Here is a 21889-nt window from a genome sequence, read left to right on the forward strand (position 1 = left end):
CCGCTCGGGCGGGTCAGACCTCAGCGAGCAGCTTCTCGAGGGCGCCCCGGTCGGGGAGGTCGGTCGGCTCGATGGTGCGACCGGAGCGGACGTAGTGGAACACCGCCCGAACGCGCTCGAGGGGCGTGCCCGTGAGCTCGGACCAGGCGAGGCGGTAGAGGGCGAGCTGGAGGGGGTCGGCGGTCTCGTTGCGGTTGGTCTTCCAGTCGACGACGAGGAAGTCGGCGGCCGAGTCGGACGGCTCGGCGTAGACCGCGTCGATCCGGCCGCGGACGACCTGGCCTGCGAGGACGAGGGCGAACGGCGCCTCGACGGCGTGGGGGGCGCGGTCGCCGAAGGGACCGTCCTCGAAGCGCTTGACCACCTCGCCGAGGTCGGCCTCGTCGTCGATGCCGGCGTCTGCGCGGCCGGGCAGCTCGTCGGGCTCGATGAGGGCCTGCTGGCCGAACCGGTCCTCGACCCACGCGTGGAAGGCGGTGCCGAACCGCGCCGCGGGCGCCGGCGGTCGCGGCATCGGCCGGGCGAGCTCGCGGGCGAACGTCTCGGGGTCGTCGCGCAGCCGCACCATCGAGGTGGCGGACAGGCTGCTCGGCAGCGGGAGGTCGATCGACGTCGACCGCTCCGCACGTGCCTCCCTGATCAGCTGGACGAGGTCGTCGTCCCACTCGGCGACCCGGGCGGCCTCGACCATGTCGAGGCCCTCGTCGGGAGCGGTGCGATCGATCGTGCGGACCAGCTCGGCGGCCGCGATCCGGCGGGCCGCCTCCTCCCCCGGGCCCGGCACCGGCCAGGGGCGGGACGGGTCGACGTCGTCGTTGGGGTTGGGCGACTTGGGGGCGGGCTTCTCGATCCAGTGCTCGACGCGCTCGCCCCACTCCTCGAGCTGGTCGCGGACCACGCGCTGGTAGTCGGAGGGCCCGAAGGGCGTCGCGCGCTGGCCCCAGACGTAGGACGTGACGGCGAGGTGGTGGGCCGCGCGGGTGTAGGCGACGTAGCCCAGGCGCAGCTCCTCCTCGGCGTCGTGGGCCTTGGTCGCCGCGCGGTAGGCGTCGAGCGCGGCCTTGTCGTGCCCGGCGAGCTGCGGCTGGTCAGCGCGGTCGCCCCGCAGCGGCGCGGGGAGCACGGCTGGAGAGGACGTCCAGAGGGTGCGGGAACGGTTGCTCGGGAAACGGGTCTCCCCCACCCCGACGCAGAAGACCGACGACCACTCGAGGCCCTTGGCGCGGTGGACCGTCAGCAGCTTGACCGAGTCGGCCGCGGTCGGGGTGGCGACGTCGAGGCCGTTGCCCTGGTCGTCCTCCGCGGTGAGGTAGGCCAGCAGCGCCGGCAACGTCACGTCGCCGTCGACGGACTRGAACTCGGCCACGGCCTTCACGAACAGGTCGAGGTTGTCGCGACGCGCGGAGGCCGCTGGCGAGGTGGCCGAGGCGAGCTCGACGTCGACGCCGGTCGTGTCGATGATCCGGCGCACCACGTCGAGCAGTGGGTCGCCGACGTGGGCGCGCAGCCGGCGCAGCTCGGTGGCGAGCAGCGCGAACCGGTCGAGCGCCTCGGACGAGTACGACGCCTCGCCGGGCGCCTCGACGGCGTCGCTGAGCGCGGGCAGCTCGGAGGCGTCGATGCCGTCGGCGATCTGGAGCAGCTGGTCGGCGACCGTCGCGGCCTCCTTGCGACCGCGGACGCCGGCGATCTCCGCGGCCCGCAGGGCGAGCAGCCGCAGGTCGCGCGGGCCGATCGCCCAGCGAGGCCCGGTGAGCAGGGTCAGCATCGACGTGTTGGCGGTGACGTCGTGCAGCAGGGTCAGCGTCGCCACGACTTCCGCGACCTCCGGGAGCCGGACCAGGCCCGAGAGGCCGACGACCTCGACCGGGATGCCCGCAGAGGTGAGGGTGTCGTAGACCTCCTCTGCCTGGGCGTTGTCACGGCTGAGCACGCCGATGTCGGACCAGGCCTTCCCGGTGCCGTGGGCCTGCTTGACGGCGCCGGCCAGCCAGTCGAGCTCGTCGAGCGCTCGTTCGTGGACGTGGGTCTCGACGAGTCCCTCCCCCGCGATCGCGGACGCGCGCAGCCGGGCGACCTTGTCGCCGTAGGCCTCGAGCAGCGGTGCGGCGAGCCGGTTGGCGACCTCGAGGATCCTCCGGTCGGAGCGACGGTTGACGGTCAGCGGGAGCCGGCCGGGCTCGCCGTCGGTGGCGGGGAAGGTGTCGGCGAAGTTGAGGATGTTGGACACCGAGGCGCCGCGCCAGCCGTAGATCGCCTGGTTGGGGTCGCCGACGGCCATGACCGGGTGGCCGAGCCCGTGGTCGTCGTCGGGGCCGGAGAACAGCCGGGCCAGCATCGTGGCCTGCGCGACGGAGGTGTCCTGGTACTCGTCGAGCAGCACCACCTTGAACCGCGCACGCTCGATCTCGCCCACCTCGGGCTGGTCGTCGACCAGTCGTGCCGCGAGGGCGATCTGGTCGCCGAAGTCCATCAGGCCGAGGTCGGCCTTGAGGGTGCGGTAGCCGCGGACCAGCTGGAGCAGCTCGGCCCGCCGGTCGATGGCGTTGACCGCCTTGGCGGGCGGCTCGAGGTAGGTCTTGCGGGCCTTGCCCGCCTGCTCCTCCGCGATCGCCCGCTCGAAGCCACGGCGGGCCTCCTCGTCCGTGCGGCGTACGTCGTCCTCGTCGACGAGGTGCTCGCTCATCGCGCCGTCGAGGGCGAGGAGGTTCTGGATGGCGGTCGCGGGATGGTCGGTCAGCAGCTCGATGTGGCCCGTGAACCGCTCGATGACGCGGGCGCCGAGCTGGTAGCGCGAGGCGTCGGAGACGACCCGGGTGTCGGGCTCGTGACCGATGCGGAGGCCGTGGTCGGTGAGGAGGTTGGCGGCGTAGGCGTGGTAGGTCGCGACGGTCGGCTCGAGGACGTCCTCCCCCTCGACGACGACCGAGCGGTCGAGGAGCCCGGCGGCGCCGAGGGCGGCGGTGACGCGCTGGCGCAGCTCGGCGGCGGCCTTGGTGGTGAAGGTCAGGCCGAGCACCTCCTCGGGACGGACCTTGCCGGTCGCGACCAGCCACACCACGCGCTGCGCCATGAGGGTGGTCTTGCCGCTGCCGGCGCCGGCGACGACGACGGTCGGTCGCAGCGGTGCGGTGATCGCGGCCCACTGCTCGTCGCTCGCGGCGTGCTCGGCCTTCATCAGGACCCGGAGGTCCTCGGCGGTGTCGAGACGGATCGGCGTGAACGCCAGCTCGGTCTGCGTCTGCTCGCTCACTGGACGGTCACGCTCCCTGCGCCCTTGGCCGGGCAGATGGCGACGAACGGGCAGTCGCGGCAGTGCGGGCCGGCCGTCGCGGGGAAGTTCTCGGCTCGCACGAGGGCGGCCGCGCGGGCGAGCCCCTGGCGGAGGACCGTGCGCTCGGCACCGTCCGGGTCGTGGGCCGGCTGGCCCTGGACCTTGGCGCTCGGGGAGTCGTCGTCGATGCCGAGCTGCACGAGCTCGGCGCCGCCGGACGCCATGGCGCGACCGGCCGCTTCGTCGAGGGCGCCCGCGTCGACGGCGTACTGGTAGAGCGCGAGCTGGAGGTTGCCCGCGACGGACGGCCCGGACGGCGCGGCCCTGGCGCTCTTGAAGTCGACGACGACCACCCGGCCGGAGTCGTCGATCTCGAGCCGGTCGGCGAAGCCGGTGAGCATGACGGGGCGGCCGTCGACGTCGACGACGCTCTGGAAGCGCTGCTCGGCGCCGACGACCTCGCGGGGGTTGTCGAGGTGCCACTGGACGAAGCGGCCCACGGCCTTGCGGATCCGGGCCAGCTCGCGCTGGCGCGACCACGGCGTGCGGAAGGCGAGCCGGTCCCAGACCGCCTCGACCTCGGCCATCATCGGGTCGACCTCGGCCGGCAGCTCGCCGACGGCCACGCGCTCGGCGAGGGCGTGCAGGATCTGGCCGAGGTTGGCGGACTGGTGCACGGCCGAGACGCCCCCGGCCTCGCGCTCGAAGAACCACTGCGCGGGGCAGAGCAGGATCGAGTCGAGCATGCTGGCGGAGACCGGGACCGGCCGCTCGGGGTCGCGGATCGGCTCGATCGAGCGGGTCGCGCTGCGGGTGCCCCACCAGGTCGACGGGTCGGCGGTCGGCACGAGCTGGCGACCGTCGACCTCCTCGGCCGCGAGCGCCGCCAGGCGGCGGGCGGCGGCCTCGCGGAGCGCAGGCGACACGGAGGGGTCGGCGGCGTGGCGACGCAGCTCGGCCACGAGCCCGCCGAGCGACAACGGACGCGCCGGGCGGCCGTCATGGTGCTCGATGGTCACGCCGAGCTCCTCCAGGAAGCGCGAGGGCTGCTCGCCGTCGTCGTCGGGCGACTTCACTGCGCTCACCACCAGTCGTCGGCGGGCCCGGGTGCACGCGACGTAGAACAGGCGGCGCTCCTCCATCAGGAGCGCGCGTGCGGTGACCGGCGGGACGAGGTCGGGGTGGCCGGACGCGTCGACGCCGATCCGGTCGGCGCCGAGCAGCGTGGTGCGGCGGCGCAGGTCGGGCCAGCCCTCCTGCTGGACGTGGGCGACGACGACGAGGTCCCACTCGAGGCCCTTGGAGCGGTGGGCGGTGAGCAGCCGGACCGCCTTGCCGCGGGCGCCCTGCTCCGCGAGCGTGTCGGCGGGCAGCTGCTGCTCGACCAGGTTGGCGAAGAACGCCTTGACGCCGATGTGCTCACGCTGGTCGACCACGCGTGAGGCGAGCTCGAAGAGCGCGACGATCGCGTCGAGGTCGCGGTGCGCCCGGCGGGCACCCGCTCCGCCGAGGTCGACCTGGCGACGCAACCGCTGTGGCCAGGACGTCTCCGACCAGAAGTGCCACAGCACGTCCTCGACGCTCGACCTGTCGGCGAGCATCCGGGCCCCCGCGTGCAGCAGCGCGGCCAGGGCAGCGGCGCGCTCGACGTCGTGACCGTCGAGGCCCTCGAGGAAGCCCTCCTCGACCACGGCGAGCCGCAGGAGCTCGCGGCTCGTGCGCCGGGCCGTGGCGTCTGCCAGCTCCTTCTCGCGGGTGCGGAGCCGGCGGACGAGCGCGCGGAGGTCGGAGGCGTCGAGCCCGCCGAGCGGCGAGAGGAGGAGCGACTCGATGCGCCCGGGGTCGAGGAAGTCGGGCGAGTCGGGGTCGTCGTTGTCGAGGTTGACCACCGCGCGCAGCGCGCCGAGGAGCGGCAGCACGGCCGGGTCGTGGACGAGTGGCAGGTCGTCGGACGCCACCTCGACGGGCACGCCGGCACCGGCCAGCGCCCGCCTCAGCGGGGGGATGCTGGTGCGGCCGGAGCGGACCAGCACCGCCATCCGGTCCCAGGCGATGCCGTCCTCGAGGTGCGCCCGGCGCAGCAGGTCGGCCAGCCGCTCGGCCTCGGCCCGCTCGGTGTCGTAGGTGACGACCTCGACCCGGCCGTCGCCCTGCGGCCCCGGCACGGCCTCGGGTGACAGGAAGGCCTCGCGCGCCTCGGCGGAGATGCTGCCGGTGAGGGTCAGCCGGCCGGCGACGCGGCCGGCGCCGAGCAGGATGCGCGGCCCGAACCGGCGGGTGCGCCGGAGCACGACGACCGGGGCGGGCGAGCCGCTCGAGGTCGGGAAGCTGCCCGGGAAGTCGAGGATGCCGCGCACGTCGGCGCCGCGGAACCCGTAGATCGACTGGTGCGGATCCCCCACCACGGTGAGGTTGCGACCGTCACCGGCGATGGCGCGCAGCAGTGCGACCTGGCCCGGGTCGGTGTCCTGGTACTCGTCCACGAAGACGTGGGCGTAGCGTGCCCGGAGCTCGTCGCGGTGCGCCTCGGCCTCGATGACCGCGCGCCGGATCAGGTCGGCGTAGTCGGTGGCGCCGAGGTTGTCGAGCACCGTCAGGTACTGCTCGAGGAACAGCCCGGCCGCGATCAGCTCGGGCAGGTCGTGCTCGATGCCGAGCGCGCGCAGGCCGGCGGGGTCGAGCCCCTTCTCGCGCGCCCGGGCGAGCACCGCCTGCACCTCGCGCACGAAGCCGCGGGTGCCGGCCGCCCGGCGCAGCTGCTCGGGCCACACGACCGACTCGGGGTTGTCGCGGAGCAGCTCGCGCAGCACCACGTCGGCCTCGGGAGCCGAGAGCAGCCGGATGGCTCCCTCGTAGAGCTCGGCCGGGGCGTACTTGCGGACCAGTGCGTAGGCGAAGGAGTGGAACGTCGAGCACGCGGCGGCCGAYGTCGTGCGCGCCACGCGAGCGGTGACCCGGTCACGCAGCTGCTCGGCGGCCTTGCGGGAGAAGGTGAGGGCGAGGACGGAGTCGGGCGTGGCGCCCCGGTGCTCGATCCGGTCGACGATCGCCTCGACGAGGGTCGTGGTCTTGCCGGTGCCGGGACCGGCGAGGACGAGGAGCGGGCCACCCTCGTGGTCGACCACGCGCTGCTGGTGCTCGTCGAGCTCGGGCACCACGACCTCGCGGTCGGGCCGGACGAGCCGGTAGCGGGTGGTCGGGTCGCTCACGAGTACACCCCATCACGCGGGACCGACAGTGTCCTGCCGGCCCCGCGGAGGGTGTGGACGAAACCTCAGCCCAGGTCGACGATCGCGGCGACCGGGCCGCCACCCTCGGGGCCCTGGTGGGCGGCGGAGACCGACACGAAGACCGCCGGGTCGCCGGTGACGGCGGCGGTGACGCCGCCGACGCACGCCTTGATCTGGCGGTGCCAGTGCACGTCGGAGTCGTCGAGCATCGCGTTGCGGCGCCCGCGGACCATGCCGTCCTGGCTGGCCTCGCACTTGAGGAAGACGTTGACCAGCTTGCCGTCGAGGTCGCTGGTGCGCGGGCGCTCGGGCAGGTCGAGGCCGGCGGTCCGGATCGCGTCCCAGATGCCATCGGCGTCCAGGGCGTCCTTCATCACCGAGTGACCGATGCGGTAGCGGCCGCCGACGCCCTTGGCGTTGCCGACGACGACGATCTGCGCCTGGTCGAGCTCGACGCCCGAGGAGCAGGAGGCGACCGAGGAGTAGAGCTCGCGGCTGTGCATCACGTCGGCGTCGGTGGGCATCTCGATCTCGCCGAGGGCGACGGCGATGCCGAGGCCGGTGACGCCGTTGGAGAGGTCCATCGACTCGTGGGTGTGCTCGGTCCACACCTTCTTGCCGCGCGCCTTGGCGTCGCGGATGGTGTGGATGGTCAGCAGCGGGGTCTTGGTCTGCACGTAGTGCACGTCGGCGGGGTCGGTGATCCCGGCACGCTCCATGGCGACCTTCACGCCTGCCGCGACCTTCTCGATCATCGCGGTGTAGCCGATCTCCTCGGGCAGGATCGCCTCGCTCATCGCGAAGCCCGCGGTCAGCCGCATCTCCTCGCGCGACGGGTCGTCCTCGGGGACGTCGGTCGTGGCGAAGATCGTGGCGTGCGGGCTGATCACACCGTCGGTGCCGCCGGACCAGACGATCGGGATGCCCTTGACCTGCTCCGGGTCGGCGCCCTTGGCGACCAGCGCCTCGCGGAACGCGCGGTCGGCGATGATCCGGGTGTAGTCGTTGACGCCGCCGTTGCCCTCGGTCTTGCCGATGATCGCGAAGACCCGGTCGGCGGCGATGACGCCGTCGTCGACGAGCTTCGTCAGCTCGGAGGCGTCGGCCACGGAGTGGATGGGGACCTTGCGGACTTCGATGGCGCTGGGCATGTCAGCTGCTTCCTTCTCGGTGGGAGTTATCGGGGTACGACGACGGTGCCGGCGTCGCCGGCGACCGCCGCGGTGATCTGGTCGAGGCTGGTGATGACGCCGGTGCCGCCGGTGGTCTCGACGAAGCGGCAGACCGCGTCGACCTTGGGCCCCATCGAGCCGGACGCGAAGTGGCCGTCGGCGGCGTGGGCGCGCAGCTGCTCGACGGTGATCCGGCCCAGGGGCTCGGCGTCGGGCTCGCCCCAGCGGATCACCGCGTTGGGCACGTCGGTGGCGATGACGAGCACGTCGGCATCGGTGGTGCGGGCGAGCAGGGCTGCGCCGAGGTCCTTGTCGATGACGGCCTCGACGCCGGCGAGCGAGCCGTCGGGACGGCGTACGTGCGGGATGCCGCCGCCACCGTTGGCGACGACGACGTAGCCGGCCTCGATGAGGGCGACCGCGGCCGGGGCGTCGAGGATCTCCTGCGGCTCGGGCGAGGCGACGACGCGGCGCCACCCCTTCTCGCCACGGTCCTCCCACGTCTCGCCGTGGTCGACGAGCACCCGGGCCTCGGCCTCGGGCAGGTGGCGCCCGATCGGCTTGGTCGGACGGGTGAAGCCCTCGTCGGCGGCGTCCACCAACGTGCGGGTGACGAGGGCGGCGCTGCGTCGGTCGATCCCCCGCGCGGCGAGCTCGTGGTCGAGCGCGTCCATCAGCACGAAGCCGAGCGTGGCCTGCGTCTGCGCGCCGCACCAGTCCAGCGGGACCGGGGGCACGACGCTCGCGGCGAGCTCGTTCTTGACGAGCAGGTTGCCGACCTGGGGGCCGTTGCCGTGGGTGATGACCACGTCGTGGTCGTGCTCGAGCAGACCGGCGACCGCGGCCATCGCGACCTGGGCCGCCTCGATCTGGTCCTCGGGGCGCGCCCGGCCGTCGGCGTTCGTCATCGCGTTGCCACCGAGTGCGAGCAGGACCCTCATGCGGCAACCGTAGTGATCTGGCGCACCCTCACCACCGGCAACAGATGTCAGGTGCGCGCGGGTTGCTGAGCAGATGTTGACAATCAGCGGTGGCCGCTCCTCACGCCCAGGCGAAGTAGCGGAGGTAGACGTAGACCCAGGCGACCAGCAGCGTCGCGACGGTCACCACGACGCCGTACTTGGTGAAGCCCCAGAAGCTGATCGGCTCCCCCGCCTTGGCCGCGATGCCCAGCACGACGACGTTGGCGCCGGCCGCGACCGCGGTGGCGTTGCCGCCGAGGTCTGCACCGAAGACGAAGGCCCACCACAGCGGGCTGTCCGCACCGGACGTCGCCGTCGTCGCGACCATGTCCTCGACGATCGGCACCGTGGCGGTCGTGTAGGGGATGTTGTCGACGAAGGCGCCGATGACGCCCGAGCCGAAGAGCAGAGCCGTCGCGCCGAGCAGCTCGCGGTCGCCCATCGCCTCCGCCGCCCACTCGCCGATCGCGCCGATGACGCCGACCTGCACCAGCGCGCCGACCAGCACGAACAGCGCCATGAAGAAGGCGAGGGTGTCCCACTCGACCTCCTCGAGGAACTCCTCGGGCTCGGTCCGCGAGACCAGCACCATGGCGCCGGCGCCCATCATCGCCACGACCGACGGGTCGAGGTGGAGCACGGTGTGCAGGCCGAACGCGATCATCACCAGGAACAGCACCACCAGGCACCGGCGCAGCATCCGGAGGTTGGTGATCGCCTCGGCCGGGCGCAGGTCGTCGAGCCCGTGGACGTCGACCTCGTGGTCGAGGTCCTTGCGGAAGAGCCAGCGCGCCATCACGACGAACAGCGCCAGCAGGATGATCGTCAGCGGCAGCGAGTGCACGAGGAAGTCGACGAAGCTCAGCCCGGCCCGGCTGCCGATGATGATGTTGGGCGGGTCGCCGATGAGGGTGGACATGCCGCCGATGTTGGAGGCCAGGATCAGCGAGATGAGGTACGGCGCGGGCGGCAGGCCGAGCCTCCGGCAGACCGACAGCGTGACCGGCGCGACGAGCAGCACGCACGTCACGTTGTCGAGGATCGGCGAGACGGCGGCCGTGATCAGCACCAGCAGCACGAGCAGCTTGTAGGGCTCCCCACCGGAGCGCTGCGCCGCCCACAGCGCCAGGAACTCGAACAGCCCGGTCTGCTTGAGCACGCCGACGATGATCATCATCCCGAAGAGCAGGAAGATGACGTTCCAGTCGACGCCCGTGTGCTCCTCGAAGAAGGCCGTCTGGGCGTCGACGAGGCCGATGACGACCATGCCGGCCACGCCGCCGAGGGCGGCAGCGACGCGGTGGACGCGCTCGGTCGCGATGAGGGCGTACGCGACGATGAAGACCGCCAGGGCGGCGGAGGTCAGGATCACGCGACCCGCCTGGGCACGCCGAAGGAGCGGGCCGAGCGCGCCGGGTCGTCCGTGTCCTCGGCCCAGCTGGCGAGCCGGCCGTAGCGGCTGACCGACCGCAGCCGCTCCTCCACCTGGGCGACCTGGCCGAGGGCGGCGACGACGAGGACCTGGTCGCCGGTGCGCAGGCCGGTGCGGGCGTCGGGGACGAGCACCTCCTTCCCGCGCGCGAGGATGGCGACCCCCGACCCGGGCGGCAGCCGCAGCTCGCCGACCTCGACGCCGGACAGCCGCGAGGCGGGCTCGACCTCGAAGCGCAGCAGGACCGCGTCGAGCCGGTCGAGGGTGGCGAAGCCGATCGACACCTTGTGCACGAAGCTGCCCTTCTCCTGCCAGCGCGGCTGGCGTCCGCGCCCGATCGCGAGCCCGACGGCGAAGCCGATCGCGGAGGCGATGAGGGCGACGGACACCGCCACCTCGAGGAGGTAGGGGGTGTCGCTCATGCTGCGCCGCCGGTGAGCCGGGCCTCGACCTCGGTGACCGCCAGGGCGGTGGCCGCGGTGCCGACCGGCAGCAGCCGGGTGAGCTGGCCGGGCCACCGCGTCTCGAGGGCCTCGAGGTCGTCGACGAGCGACTCCACCTCGAGCTGCTCGACGGCGCGGGCGACGGTGTCCTCGGCGAGCCGCGCGGCCTGCGCCGGCGGGACGTACGCCGTGCCCGGCTCGACGTCGCGCACCTGCACCGTCAGGTCGGCGAGGGCGACGACGTCGACGCCGTCGCTGGTCCGCGAGCGGATCACCAGCGGCACCACCCGCGGGTCGGTCGTCACGGTCTCGAACCGCTCGAGGCCCGGCCAGCGGGCGACGAAGCCGTTGCGCCGGACGCGCACGACCTCGCCCTGCCGGACCACGAGCACGAGCTCGCCGGGAGCCACACGGCGTACGCACGTCAGCGTGGCGAACAGCAGGCCCGGCCCGACGATCACCAGCCAGACCACCCACGCCGCGCCGGTCGGGTCGACGGCGGTGTTCTCGTCCGGTGGCGGCATGCCACGAAGTCTTCGCGGACCGGGTGGTCGCGACCATGGGTGCCTGACCCCATCTGGAACGGCTGGGGATGGGAGGGTTGGTGACATGCGTCTGCCCGGCCACCTCCCGCTGTTCTGGACGATCTGTCTGATCAACGGCGTCGTGCTCGTGGTCGCGGCGCTGCTGCTGCTCCTCTCCCCCGCCCGCGTCTCGGCCGACGCCGTGCCGTCTGAGTTCGTCGTGATCGGCGCCGGGCTGGTGGTGATGATCCTGACCAACGCTCTCCTCATCCGCTGGGCGCTCGCGCCGCTGCACCGCCTCATCGCACGGCTCGAGGGCATCGAGCACCTGGAGCCGACCGAGCTCCCCGAGGAGGGGTCCGGCCCGGTCCTCGGCATCGCGCGCAGCGTCAACGGGCTCCTCGCCCGCCTCGCCGAGGAGCGCCGTACCGGGGACGCACGGGCGCTTGCCGCACAGGAGGCCGAGCGGCACCGCATCGCCCAGGAGCTGCACGACGAGGTCGGGCAGAGCCTGACGGTCGTCCTGCTGGGCCTCAAGCAGCTGGAGTCGCAGTCGCCGCCCGCGCTGGTGCCCGAGCTGGCGGCGGTCCGCGAGAGCGCCCGCGCCGGCCTCGACGACGTACGCCGGGTGGCGCGGCGGCTGCGGCCGGGAGTCCTGGAGGACCTCGGCCTGGCGAGCGCCCTGGCCGCGCTGGCGACCGAGTTCGCCGACCACAGCTCCGCGTCGGTGCGCCGCTCCTTCGCACCCGGCCTGCCGGCGCTGAGCCCGGAGGCCGAGGTGGTGGTCTACCGGGTGGCCCAGGAGGCGCTCACCAACGCCGCCCGGCACGCCGACGCCCGCTCCGTCGAGATCTCGATGCAACGCCTCGGCGCCCACGTCGTGCTGGAGGTGCGCGACGACGGCCGCGGCTTCACCGGCCTCACCGAGGGGTCGGGGCTGATGGGGATGCGTGAGCGCGCCGCACTGGTCCGCGCCGAGCTGTCGGTGATCAGCCAGCCGCGCCACGGCACCACGGTGCGGCTCAAGGTGCCCGTCGACACGACCACGGAGGCGAGCGCGTGATCCGGATCCTGCTGGCGGACGACCACACGCTCGTGCGCCGCGGCGTACGCCTCATCCTCGAGCAGGAGCCCGACCTGTCGGTCGTCGCCGAGGCGGCCGACGGCGCCGAGGCCGTCGAGCGGGTGCGCGACACCGAGGTCGACCTCGTCGTGCTCGACATCGCGATGCCCCGGATGACCGGGCTGCAGGCGGCCGCCGAGATCGCGCAGCGCCGCAACCCTCCCAAGATCCTCATGCTGTCGATGCACGACAACGAGCAGTACTTCTTCGGCGCCCTCAAGGCCGGTGCGAGCGGGTACGTCCTCAAGTCCGTCGCCGACGAGGACCTCGTCGGCGCCTGCCGGGCGGCGATGCGCGGCGAGACCTTCCTCTACCCCGGCGCCGAGAGCACGCTCGTGCGCGACTACCTCGACCGGATGCGTCGCGGCGAGCGGGTGCCGACGTCGGTGCTCACCGCGCGGGAGGACCAGGTGATCAAGCTGATCGCCGAGGGCCGCTCGTCGCGCGAGATCGCCAAGGACCTCCACATCGCGCTCAAGACCGTCGAGGGGCACCGCGCCAACATCCTCGGCAAGCTCGGGATGCGCGACCGGGTCGAGCTGACGCGCTACGCGATCCGGGCCGGCCTGATCGAGCCGTAGCCCGACCTGCCGCACGTGCGGCGGTCAGGCGTCGCTGACCCGACGCGCGAGGTGGAGGGTGATGTCCGCCGCGACCGCGACCCGGTCGGGCAGCACGCCGTGGATCCGCCGCAGCACGGTGTCGCGGACGTCGGGGTCGAGCTCGAGGTAGGCCGACACCGTCGACAACAGGCCCACGAAGTCGACCGCAGGAACTGTGCTCCGGCGCTCGACGAGGACCTGACGGACGTCGTCGAACCACTCGGACGCCTCCAGCTCGGATCCGGGCCACTGCAGGGGACTGTCCGCGGGGGTGCCGTCCGGTGAGGGCACCTCGTCGTCGGGGAGGTACGGCTCGCGTGCGCTGCACAAAGCCTCCTCCAGGGCCGGATCGGCCAGGCGCACCGGTCCCCCGAACGAGGCGAACACCCCGCCCGGCACGAGCAGCGAGGCGACGCGCTCCCAGCGGCCCTCGGGCCGGGTCCAGTGCAGGGCGGCCGCCGCGTAGACGAGGTCGTACCGCGTGGTCATCGGCAGGTCCTCGAACGTCGCGCACACGGTGCGCACCGAGTCCGGGACGTGCCTTCCGAGCACGGCGAGCATCGCAGCGTCGGGCTCGGTCGCCGTCACCGCGATGTGGCGCGCGGCGAACGCGCGGGTGGCCTTCCCCGTACCTGCACCTATCTCCAGTGCAGACGCGACGCGACGCCCGGCGTAGTCAAGCACGGTGTCGACCACCTCCACCGGGTAGTCCGGGCGATAGAGCTCGTACGCCTCTGCGACGGAGCCGAAGGAGAGAGCGCGACCACTCACGGCAGGTTCCACCAGGTGTCGAGGCGCGCGACCGCGGGCGTCGTACGTCCCTCGCGCAGGACGCGGGCGAGCCGCAGGAGGTACGCCGCGATGCCGGCCGCACCCTGCATCCAGCCGATGCCGGGCGGGAGCAGGGGGTCGTCGTTGCGGTGCTCGGTGAAGCGCCAGCAGGCGCGGTCCCCCTCCACGACCGCGCGGTCCACGAGGGCGTCGCCCAGCACCTGCGCGAAGACGAGGTCGTCGTCGACCCCGAGCCGCTGCCAGGCGTCGAGGAACACCTCGCCCACCCCGGCGGTGCCGCAGCAGCGGCCGTCGTTGTCCCAGAAGCCCGGGTGGCGGCGCTCGGGGATGCCCGAGGTGCGGATCGCGCGCAGGCAGCGGCGGTGCCACTGCGCCGGCGTCTCCCCCGCGACCGCAGCGACTCCGGCGTGCTCCAGCGCTGTGAACAGCAGCGAGGTGCCGGTCGGGCCGTGGCACCAGCTGTAGGTCACCTCGTCCATGTCGGGTTCCGGCGGGATCACGTGGGGTGCCACGAATCCGCCGTCGCTCGTGTCACCGAGGGTGACGAGGTGCTCCGCACCGCTGCGCGCCGCGTCCACCAGGTCCGGCCGGTCGAGCTCGACGCCGGCGACGGCGAGGGAGGCGGCGATCCCGGCCAGCCCGTGCGACCAGTTGGGCATCTGCCGGTCACCGCGCTCGGCCCGCACCTGCTCCGTGTAGCGCCACGGCACGAAGGGCCAGTTGGTCCCGGCCTCGGTCGGCTCCGCCTCCGCCAGCAGGAGGTCGGCCGTGCGGTGGGCCAGCTCGGCCGCGCCCGGGGTGCCGTGCCGGTGCGCCCACACGGCGCCGAGGAGGTTGCCGGCCGTGCCCAGGGTGACGTCGTTGATGCGGGTGTGCGGGGGGAACCGCGGGGGCGCCATCCACGGCTGCTCCCAGCCGTCGTCGGTGGCGAGCTCGGCCAGCCGGGCGATCGCCTCCCCGTGCCCCTCGGCCCCCAGCGCGCTGAGCACGCCGAGGTCGCTGACCAGGCCGTCGAAGTAGGAGTACGCCGTCGTCGTCGCCAGGTTGCCCCTGATCCGGGTCGCGATCCCGTCGGCGAGCCGTTGCTCCTCGTGGGTCCACGCACGCGCCTCGCGCACCTCCGCCAGCACGTGGGCGAGCCCGCCGATGCCGCTGTGCATGCCGTCGCGCTCCTCGGGCGGGCCGCCGTCGTGCGGCACGGTCTCGGGGATCCAGGGCCCGTCGTCCCACCGCACCTGGTCCAGCACCCACCGCCAGGCCGCCTCACCGAGGTCGGCGTACGTGTCGTGCGAGGTCATCCGGCGCTCCTCCCCGTTCATCCCCGGTAGGGCGGCGCGACGCCCCAGCCCCACCGCGGCGTGGGCGCCTGCTCGACCACCTGCGCTCCCGGCCGGGAGTTCTCCATCGCCAGCCGGGTGCCCCACTCGAGGTAGCCGATGATCGCCGCGCGGAACTCCGGGTCGGCCGGGAGGTCCGCGTCGTCGGCGGCAAGGCTCATCGTGGCGGCGAAGCGGTGCCGCTGTGCCGGGGTGATGTCGAGCCCCACGTGGTGGCGGAGCATCGACTCGTAGCCGCCGTGCCGATCGGTGTAGGTCGTCGGGCCGCCGAGCACCTCGGCCCACCAGTCGGTGACGTGCTCCCGGTGCCGTTGCGAGACCCCTCCGGGGAAGAAGCCGGCCAGGGCGTCGTCTGCCTCGACGCGGTCGTAGAAGGAGTCGATCATCCGGCGCAGCGGGTCGAGGCCGCCCGCCCACTCGTACAGCGTCGGCAGCCCCGGCTCGTCCACTCCACCCATGCAGGCATTCCACCGCACGGGACGCGCGGCCGCACCTGCAATTGCGCGCGGTCACGTGGCCCGGTGGATTCCTACAACACGCACAGACCCCCTCTTCTGCCTCGGCAGGCCGCGGACCCCTCGCCCGCACGTGCGACGGTCATGGCCGCTGGCACCCGGATCGAAGGGCAACGTCCGGCGCACGTGCGCGGACACACGGAGTGCCGTGGACGTCCCGACTCGCCGAGGCGTACCGTCGGTCCGGGAGGATCCACATGACTCGGCATGGTCTCGCGGGCGGTGTGATGGCGCTCGCCCTCGCGGCCTGTGGCGGTCAGGGTGGCGACACCGATCCCGTGGCACCGGTCGACACGTCGCCGGACTCCCCGGACTCCCCGGACTCCCCGGACTCCCCGGACTCCCCGGACTCCCCGGACTCCCCGGACTCCCCGGACTCCCCGGACTCCCCCGGAGCCGACGACGCGATCGTGCTGACTCAGGACGGCCTCGGGGAGCTCGACCTCGGGTCGCGCGACGCCCTGTCGCTCAGCATCATGGACGTCGAGGCGTGGCTGGGTGAGGCGCTCTCGCCCAAGCCCCAGACCGGTGAGTGCACGTTGGCCACCAACGAGGACCTCGGCATCGCGCTCGTGGCCGATCCGTACGACGGGGTGATGGGTTTCGTCATCGACAACCCCGACGTCACGACACCCGAAGGCATCCGCGTGGGTAGCACGACGGAGGAGCTCGACGCTGCCTACGGGGATTCCATCGGGATCGTGGAGGGTGCCCTTTCGAACTCGGGTGGTCCGCTGGCGATCGTGGACGACACCGAGAACCCGGGCGCTGCGCCCGATGCCACGAGTCGGCACCTCGCGTTCGACACCGATCCCGAGGGAAGGGTGACGCGACTCAAGAGTGGCTACTGGCCATGGATGGGATACCCGGACTACTGCGAGGTCGAGTCTGCGAGCCCGCAGGACACCGGGTGGCCGTTGACGGGCACATGATGGCTCGAGGGCAACGAGGTACGTCGTACGGCCGCCGGTGGCTCGTCGCCTACTGGGCGGCGGCCGCGCTGAACGTCGTGTTCGTGCTGCTCGCCGTGTCGGGCGAGGACGTTCCATCGTCGGCCTACTTCTCCGTCCTGACCGGCGCCGCCACCAGTCTCGCCGGCGCGGCCATGGCGACGCACCTCGTGCGCGTCGGTGTCAGCGACGTCGACTTCGACGACGTGACAGCGACGATGCGGGTGATTGTCGTGGGCTGGCTGATCCTCTGCCTCGCCATGATCGTCACTGTGATGGTCGCCACGGACTTCGGAGCTCGATCGACGGTGGGACCCGAGACCACCGATGCCGTGGTCGGGTTCGCCGACGGCGTCGCTGCCCAGCTCTTCGGCGTGGCCGCGCTCTTCGTGATCGTCGGAGACGGTTACACGAAGTACCGGCGGCTGCTCGCCCAGCGCGAAACGTAGGCGGGTCACCCAGCCCAGGCTCGTCCGAGCAGCATGTCCAGCACGTGCGTGCCCACGGGCAGCCCGTGGTCGTCGTAGTAGGCGAACATCGCCGACAGCCAGGGGTGGGCGCCGGGGTCGTCGACCCGACGCACCGGGACACCCGCCTCGTCGCCGAGCTCACGGACGGTCGCGACGCGGGTCGCGAGCTCGTAGGTCGCTCCCCCGTGGCCGGGCTCGGTCAGGACGACGGCCGCGGCGCGACCGAGGTCGGCGAGGTCGAGGAAGCCGAACCGCACGTCGGGTGAGTAGGGCAGGTCGACCGGACCGGTGAGGTCGAGGTTCTGCAGGTAGGCGCCGGGCTGGAGGATCGTCCACCCGAGCCCGCTGCGCCGGACCAGGTCCTCGCTGACCGCCTTGCCGACGTGGTGCGGCATCGCGGGCGCGTAGGGCGAGGCGACCGAGTGGTAGACCACCCGCTCGACCCCGGCGCCGGCCAGCGCGGCCAGCGCGGAGGCGACGTAGGCCGGCTCGTCGGGGTGCAGGTTGGGCGCGATGACGTACGCCGCCTCGCAGCCGGCCACCGCCGACGCGAGGTCCGGCCATTCGGCACGCCCCAGGGGGCGGGCGTCGATGCCGCGGTCGGCCAGCGCCGAGCACACCGCACGCCCGGTCTTGCCGTGCCCGCCGAGGACCGCGACGCGCGCCACCATCAGCCCCGTCAGCCCCGTCAGACCCGGTCGACCTCGGCGAAGGCCGCGCCGTCGGCCAGCGAGGCGTAGCCCGGCCCACGGTCGAAGAACGCGTCGTCGTCCTTGCTCCAGGCGGCCCGACCCGCGCGCTCGGCAGAGGTGGCCGCGTCGTCGAAGCCCAGGCTCCCGTCGTCGGCGGAGCCGGTCAGCACCACGCCGTAGTCGCGCAGCGCGGCCTCGGCCGACACCTTGCGCCAGACCACGTCACGGACGACGGACTCCGGGTCGCGGGCGAGCGGGTCGCCCCAGCCGCCGCCACCCGTCGTCCGGATCCGGACGAGCTGGCCGGCCTTGATCTCCTCGGCGTCGGCGAGGGCGTCGACCTCGCGCTCGTCGGGGCCGCCCGGGTCGATGACGACCTGGAACGGCATGCCGGCCTTGCCGCCGCGCACGCCCCAGCAGGCCAGGATCGAGCGGTCGGCGATGGACATGAAGTGCGCGTCCTTGAGCATCCGGATGTGCTTCTCGTAGCCGAGGCCGCCGCGGAACTCCCCCGCGCCGCCGGAGTCCTGGGCCAGGCCGAGGCGCTCGACGATGAACGGGAAGCGCGACTCGGTGAACTCGGTCGGCAGGTTGCGGGAGTCGGGCACGACGTGGATGGTGTCCTCGCCGTCGGCGTAGTAGCGACCGCCGGAGCCGCCGCCGAGCACCTCGCGCATGAGGTAGTCGTTGCCGTCGAGGTCCTTGCCGTAGACGCCGGTGTAGCGGATCGTCTCCTGGTCGGCGGGCATCTTGCCGTCGACGGCCTTGGCCACGACGCCGGCGAGCACGCCGAGCAGCCGCAGGATCACGAAGGTGCGGGCGTTGGTCGGGCCGGGGTGGATCGGCGTGAGCAGCGTGCCCTTCTCGGGGAAGCGCATCTCGATCAGCGGCACGATGCCCTCGTTGACGTCGAGCTCGGCCATCCGCTCGGGGGTGTCCGCGAGGTTGCGCAGGATCGGCGCGAGCCACTTCTTGAGGAAGTTGCCGCCGACGTAGTCGCCGCAGTGGTTGATCGGGCCCTTCGCCTGGGCGCTGGTGCCGGTGAAGTCGATGATCAGCCGCGGCCCGGCGGGCCGGCCGTTCTCCGGGTCGGCGGGGGCGTCGCTGACCTTGGTCAGGGTGATCCGCTGGGTGTGCAGCTGCGGCTCGTCGACGCCGTCGTGCTCGGCGTAGTCCTCCCAGACGTAGGTGCCGTCGGGGATCTTGGAGAGGATCTCTCGGCGGTAGGTCTCGGTCGTCGTGTCGAGGATCGCGTCGAACGACGTCTCGATCGCGTCGCGGCCGTAGCGCTCGAACAGCTCGCCGAGCCGGCGCGCGCCCATCAGGCAGGCGGAGCACTCGGCGTCGAGGTCGGCGGCGAGGCTGTCGGGCATCCGCGAGTTGCGGGTCATGATCCGCAGCGCCGACTTGTTGGGCACGCCGGCGTCCCACAGCTTGATCGGCGGGACGGCCAGCCCCTCCTCGTAGACGGTGGTCGCGTTGCTGGGCATCGAGCCCGGGACGGCACCGCCGATGTCGTCGTGGTGGCCGAAGGCCTGCACAAACGCGACGACCTCGCCCTCGTGGAAGACCGGCACGGTGACGCACAGGTCGGGCAGGTGGCCGATGCCGCCCTCGGACTCGTAGACGTCGTTGTGGAAGAAGACGTCGCCCTCGCGCATCTCCTCGATCGGGTAGTCGCGCACGATCGGGTGCACGAGCGCGCTGTAGGAGCGGCCGGTCAGCTTGCGCAGCTGGCGGTCGTGGATGCCCGCGCGGAAGTCGTGGGCGTCGCGGATCATCGGCGAGCGGCTGGTGCGACCGATCGCGGTCTCCACCTCCATCTCGACGCTGGCGAGCGTGCCCTGGACGATCTCGACCAGGATCGGGTCGACGCTCGACCCCTCGGCCGTCAGGCGGCCGCCGTGCTCGTAGGCGGTCGGCAGGCCGGCCGGGTTCACCGGCTTCGCGGTGACGTAGGCCGGGTCCACTGCGCGGGTGCTGACGTCGGTCATCGAGCCGACTCCTTCCGGATCACGAGGTTGGCCCAGTCGTCGACCACGACCTCGAAGCCGGGGTGGACGGGGATGGTCGAGCCGAACTCCTCGACGATGGCCGGCCCGCTGAAGGTGTCGCCGGCGCCGAGGTCGGCGCGCCAGACGACCGGGGTGTCGATGTAGCCCTGCTCGGCGTCGAAGCAGACCTCGCGCCGGCTGCGGACGGCGCGCTCGAGGACGTCGCCCTCGGCCTTGTCGAGGGTGGGGATCTCGGGGCGGGTGATCGGGCCGATGCCGGTCACGCGCAGGTTGACCCACTCGACCTGCTGGTCGCGGTCGCCGCGGAAGTCGTAGCCGTAGAGCTGGTGGTGCTCGCTGTGGAACGTCTCGGCCACCTGCTCGACGTACGCCTCGTCGACCTTGCCCTCCGGCGCGGCCACCCGCACCTCGAAGGCCTGCCCGACGTAGCGCACGTCGATGGTGCGCTGGAAGCGGTGCTGGTCGGCCGTGAAGCCCTCCTTGGCGAGCGCCTCCCGGGCCCGGTCGGTGAGGTCGTCGAGGATCGACTGGACGGCCGCGTGGTCGAGCACCGACTCCTTGGCGACGTGGGTCTGGACGTAGTCGTTCTTCACGTCGACCGTCAGCAGGCCGAAGGCGCTCACGTTGCCCGGGTTGGGGGGTACGACGACGCCGGCGAGGTCGAGGATGTCCACGAGCCGGCAGGCCAGCAGCGACCCGGAGCCACCGAAGGTCGTCAGCATGAAGTCGCGGACGTCGAGGCCGCGCTTGACGCTGACCTGCCGCAGGGCGTTGGCCTGGTTCCAGGCCGAGATCTCCAGGATGCCGGTGGCGCAGCGCTCGAAGTCGAGGCCGAGCTGCTCGGCGAGGTCGGCGATGCCCTTCCGGGCGGCCTCCACGTCGAGCGGGATCTCGCCGCCGAGCAGGTGGGGAGGGATCCGGCCGAGGGTGACGTGGGCGTCGGTGATGGTCGGCTGGGTGCCGCCCTTGGCGTAGCAGAGCGGGCCCGGGTCGGCGCCGGCCGAGTGCGGGCCGACCTTGAGAGTGCCCTCGGGCGACAGCCAGGCGATCGAGCCGCCACCGGCGCCGACGGTCACGACGTCGATCATCGGGATCTTGCTCGGGTAGGCGCCGACGGTGCCCTCGGTGGTGAGGGTCGGCTCGCCGTCGAGGACGACGGACACGTCGGTCGACGTACCGCCTCCGTCGCAGGTGAGGATCTTCGGGAAGCCGGCGACCTTCGCGATCAGCGCGGCGCCCAGCGCGCCGGCCGCGGGGCCGGACAGCACCGTGGTGATCGGTTGGTGGACGACCTCGTCGGCCGACAGCACGCCGCCGTTGGACTTCATCACGTAGAACGGGATCTCGTTGCCGGTGAACCCGAGCAGCCGGTCGGAGATGTTGGTGACGTAGCGGCTGACGTTGGGCTTCACGGCCGCGTCGACGAGCGTGGTCATCGAGCGCTCGTACTCGCGGTACTCGCGCAGCACCTCGCTCGAGATGGAGACGATCGCGTCGGGGTGCTCGCGGCGCAGGATGTCGCGCATCCGCAGCTCGTGGGCGTCGTTGGCGTAGGCGTGGATCAGGCAGACGCCGATGGTGGTGATGCCCTGGTCCTTGAACCAGCGGGCCGCCGCGACGGCCGCCTCCTCGTCGAAGGGACGGATCTCCGCACCGGTGAAGTCGAGACGACCACCCACCGTGCGCACGCGGTCCGCCGGGACGATGCGGTCGGGCTTGACCCAGAAGTAGGAGTTCCCGTAGCCGTCGGGCACCGACTGGCGGGCGATCTCGAGCATGAACTCGTAGCCCTCGGTGGTGATGAAGCCGAGCGCCTCGACCTTGCCCTCGAGCAGCTTGTTGGTCGCCACCGTCGTGCCGTGCGAGACGGCCGTGATGTCGCTTCCCCCGGCACCGACGATGTCGAGGATCTTCTCGATGCCGGCGATGAAGCCGTCTGCCGGGTTGCCCGGCGTGCTGGGGGTCTTCGTGGTGACCAGCTCACCCGAGTCCTCGTCGAAGGCGACCACGTCGGTGAACGTGCCCCCGGTGTCGATGCCGATCCTGATCCGCCGCGCGCTCATGGGGAGAATTCAACCGATCCGGCCGTCGTGGTGGCCACGGCAGAGTTTGCCGACGGATCACCATTTCCTCGGCAAGACCTGCCGGGCGGCGGCATGGCGGGAGGGCGTGCGGGGGAAAGGCGAAGGGCCCTCGGCGGTATGAGCGCCAAGGGCCCTTCTGGTGACCGGTCGTGGTGATGCTCCCGGTCGATCGCTCTCTCCGTCTCGTCCCAGCCACCTCATCACCTGGTGCCTGCGACGTTCCCCGGCGTACCGGTTCCCGTCGTGCGGACTCGTCGTCCAGAGCCATCCCG

At 72.6% G+C, this 21889-nt stretch carries 17 protein-coding genes; 4 read left to right on the forward strand and 13 right to left on the reverse strand.

The genetic code is table 11. The features are described 5' to 3' along the window. Positions 1-13: 13 nt before the first annotated feature. From AC1DP1_RS19020 to AC1DP1_RS19050, 7 genes are all read right to left on the reverse strand, one after another. Positions 14-3253, reverse strand: coding sequence for a UvrD-helicase domain-containing protein (locus AC1DP1_RS19020; protein ID WP_477508168.1), 3240 nt, complete (start codon positions 3251-3253; stop codon positions 14-16). Then, a complete protein-coding gene (locus AC1DP1_RS19025; protein WP_477508169.1) occupies positions 3250-6483 on the reverse strand; it encodes an ATP-dependent helicase in 3234 nt (1077 codons plus the stop codon). The genes AC1DP1_RS19020 and AC1DP1_RS19025 overlap by 4 nt, the downstream gene beginning before the upstream one ends. Before the next feature lie 65 nt (positions 6484-6548). After that, the gene (bar, locus tag AC1DP1_RS19030; protein WP_457192088.1) at positions 6549-7655 is read right to left on the reverse strand and encodes a barbiturase; all 1107 of its coding nucleotides are present in this window, start codon (positions 7653-7655) and stop codon (positions 6549-6551) included. Positions 7656-7681: 26 nt separating this feature from the next. Continuing rightward, positions 7682-8617 carry a carbamate kinase gene (locus AC1DP1_RS19035; RefSeq protein ID WP_477508170.1) on the reverse strand — a complete coding sequence of 312 codons (936 nt, stop codon included), beginning with the start codon at positions 8615-8617 and terminating at the stop codon, positions 7682-7684. Between the two features lie 100 nt (positions 8618-8717). Then, positions 8718-10010: an ArsB/NhaD family transporter gene (locus AC1DP1_RS19040; RefSeq protein ID WP_477508171.1), complete on the reverse strand. Its 1293-nt coding sequence runs from the start codon at positions 10008-10010 to the stop codon at positions 8718-8720. Next, positions 10007-10492, reverse strand: a complete 486-nt coding sequence (locus tag AC1DP1_RS19045) for a TrkA C-terminal domain-containing protein (protein ID WP_457192080.1) — start codon at positions 10490-10492, stop codon at positions 10007-10009. The genes AC1DP1_RS19040 and AC1DP1_RS19045 overlap by 4 nt, the downstream gene beginning before the upstream one ends. Further along, a complete protein-coding gene (locus AC1DP1_RS19050; RefSeq protein WP_457192078.1) occupies positions 10489-11037 on the reverse strand; it encodes an SPFH domain-containing protein in 549 nt (182 codons plus the stop codon). The genes AC1DP1_RS19045 and AC1DP1_RS19050 overlap by 4 nt, the downstream gene beginning before the upstream one ends. A gap of 85 nt (positions 11038-11122) precedes the next feature. On the opposite strand from AC1DP1_RS19050, the gene AC1DP1_RS19055 reads away from it, so the two are divergent. Together AC1DP1_RS19055 and AC1DP1_RS19060 are read left to right on the forward strand one after the other, a co-directional pair. Further along, positions 11123-12100, forward strand: coding sequence for a sensor histidine kinase (locus AC1DP1_RS19055; RefSeq protein WP_477508172.1), 978 nt, complete (start codon positions 11123-11125; stop codon positions 12098-12100). Beyond that, positions 12097-12741 (forward strand): response regulator, encoded by a 645-nt coding sequence (locus AC1DP1_RS19060; RefSeq protein WP_477508173.1) that lies wholly within the window; start codon positions 12097-12099, stop codon positions 12739-12741. The genes AC1DP1_RS19055 and AC1DP1_RS19060 overlap by 4 nt, the downstream gene beginning before the upstream one ends. A gap of 24 nt (positions 12742-12765) precedes the next feature. Here the strand turns inward: AC1DP1_RS19060 and AC1DP1_RS19065 are convergent, their stop codons facing one another. The 3 genes from AC1DP1_RS19065 to AC1DP1_RS19075 are packed head-to-tail and all read right to left on the reverse strand — an operon-like array spanning position 12766 to position 15349. Next, entirely contained in the window at positions 12766-13533 is a 768-nt protein-coding gene (locus AC1DP1_RS19065; RefSeq protein WP_477508174.1) for a class I SAM-dependent methyltransferase, read from the reverse strand. After that, positions 13530-14852: a lanthionine synthetase LanC family protein gene (locus AC1DP1_RS19070; RefSeq protein ID WP_477508175.1), complete on the reverse strand. Its 1323-nt coding sequence runs from the start codon at positions 14850-14852 to the stop codon at positions 13530-13532. The genes AC1DP1_RS19065 and AC1DP1_RS19070 overlap by 4 nt, the downstream gene beginning before the upstream one ends. A gap of 17 nt (positions 14853-14869) precedes the next feature. Then, entirely contained in the window at positions 14870-15349 is a 480-nt protein-coding gene (locus AC1DP1_RS19075; RefSeq protein ID WP_477508176.1) for a group II truncated hemoglobin, read from the reverse strand. A gap of 254 nt (positions 15350-15603) precedes the next feature. Between AC1DP1_RS19075 and AC1DP1_RS19080 the strand changes: the two genes are divergently transcribed. Both AC1DP1_RS19080 and AC1DP1_RS19085 read left to right on the forward strand, forming a co-directional pair. Beyond that, complete coding sequence (locus AC1DP1_RS19080; protein WP_477508177.1) at positions 15604-16338, forward strand: hypothetical protein; 735 nt, start codon at positions 15604-15606, stop codon at positions 16336-16338. Next, positions 16338-16805 (forward strand): hypothetical protein, encoded by a 468-nt coding sequence (locus tag AC1DP1_RS19085; RefSeq protein WP_477508178.1) that lies wholly within the window; start codon positions 16338-16340, stop codon positions 16803-16805. The genes AC1DP1_RS19080 and AC1DP1_RS19085 overlap by 1 nt, the downstream gene beginning before the upstream one ends. 5 nt (positions 16806-16810) lie before the next feature. On the opposite strand, the gene AC1DP1_RS19090 is transcribed toward AC1DP1_RS19085, so the two are convergent. Genes AC1DP1_RS19090 through AC1DP1_RS19100 form a run of 3 tightly spaced genes read right to left on the reverse strand, consistent with a single transcriptional unit; the run spans position 16811 to position 21596 of the window. Then, complete coding sequence (locus AC1DP1_RS19090; protein WP_477508179.1) at positions 16811-17494, reverse strand: SDR family oxidoreductase; 684 nt, start codon at positions 17492-17494, stop codon at positions 16811-16813. 20 nt (positions 17495-17514) lie between these two features. After that, on the reverse strand, positions 17515-19512 hold the full coding sequence (locus AC1DP1_RS19095; protein WP_477508180.1) for a hydantoinase B/oxoprolinase family protein: 1998 nt from the start codon (positions 19510-19512) through the stop codon (positions 17515-17517). Beyond that, positions 19509-21596 (reverse strand): hydantoinase/oxoprolinase family protein, encoded by a 2088-nt coding sequence (locus tag AC1DP1_RS19100; protein ID WP_477508181.1) that lies wholly within the window; start codon positions 21594-21596, stop codon positions 19509-19511. Before AC1DP1_RS19100 ends, AC1DP1_RS19095 begins: the two co-directional genes overlap by 4 nt. Positions 21597-21889 lie beyond the last annotated feature (293 nt).

Source organism: Nocardioides sp. P4_G10 (assembly GCF_056401175.1).

Bases quoted from the DNA above. Each gene is read 5' to 3' on its own strand.
- AC1DP1_RS19080 (WP_477508177.1), top strand. From the start codon at position 15,604: ATGACTCGGCATGGTCTCGCGGGCGGTGTGATGGCGCTCGCCCTCGCG.
- AC1DP1_RS19035 (WP_477508170.1), bottom strand. From the start codon at position 8,617: ATGAGGGTCCTGCTCGCACTCGGTGGCAACGCGATGACGAACGCCGAC.
- AC1DP1_RS19050 (WP_457192078.1), bottom strand. From the start codon at position 11,037: ATGCCGCCACCGGACGAGAACACCGCCGTCGACCCGACCGGCGCGGCG.
- AC1DP1_RS19070 (WP_477508175.1), bottom strand. From the start codon at position 14,852: ATGACCTCGCACGACACGTACGCCGACCTCGGTGAGGCGGCCTGGCGG.
- AC1DP1_RS19075 (WP_477508176.1), bottom strand. From the start codon at position 15,349: ATGGGTGGAGTGGACGAGCCGGGGCTGCCGACGCTGTACGAGTGGGCG.
- bar (WP_457192088.1), bottom strand. From the start codon at position 7,655: ATGCCCAGCGCCATCGAAGTCCGCAAGGTCCCCATCCACTCCGTGGCC.
- AC1DP1_RS19095 (WP_477508180.1), bottom strand. From the start codon at position 19,512: ATGACCGACGTCAGCACCCGCGCAGTGGACCCGGCCTACGTCACCGCG.
- AC1DP1_RS19055 (WP_477508172.1), top strand. From the start codon at position 11,123: ATGCGTCTGCCCGGCCACCTCCCGCTGTTCTGGACGATCTGTCTGATC.
- AC1DP1_RS19085 (WP_477508178.1), top strand. From the start codon at position 16,338: ATGGCTCGAGGGCAACGAGGTACGTCGTACGGCCGCCGGTGGCTCGTC.
- AC1DP1_RS19100 (WP_477508181.1), bottom strand. From the start codon at position 21,596: ATGAGCGCGCGGCGGATCAGGATCGGCATCGACACCGGGGGCACGTTC.
- AC1DP1_RS19045 (WP_457192080.1), bottom strand. From the start codon at position 10,492: ATGAGCGACACCCCCTACCTCCTCGAGGTGGCGGTGTCCGTCGCCCTC.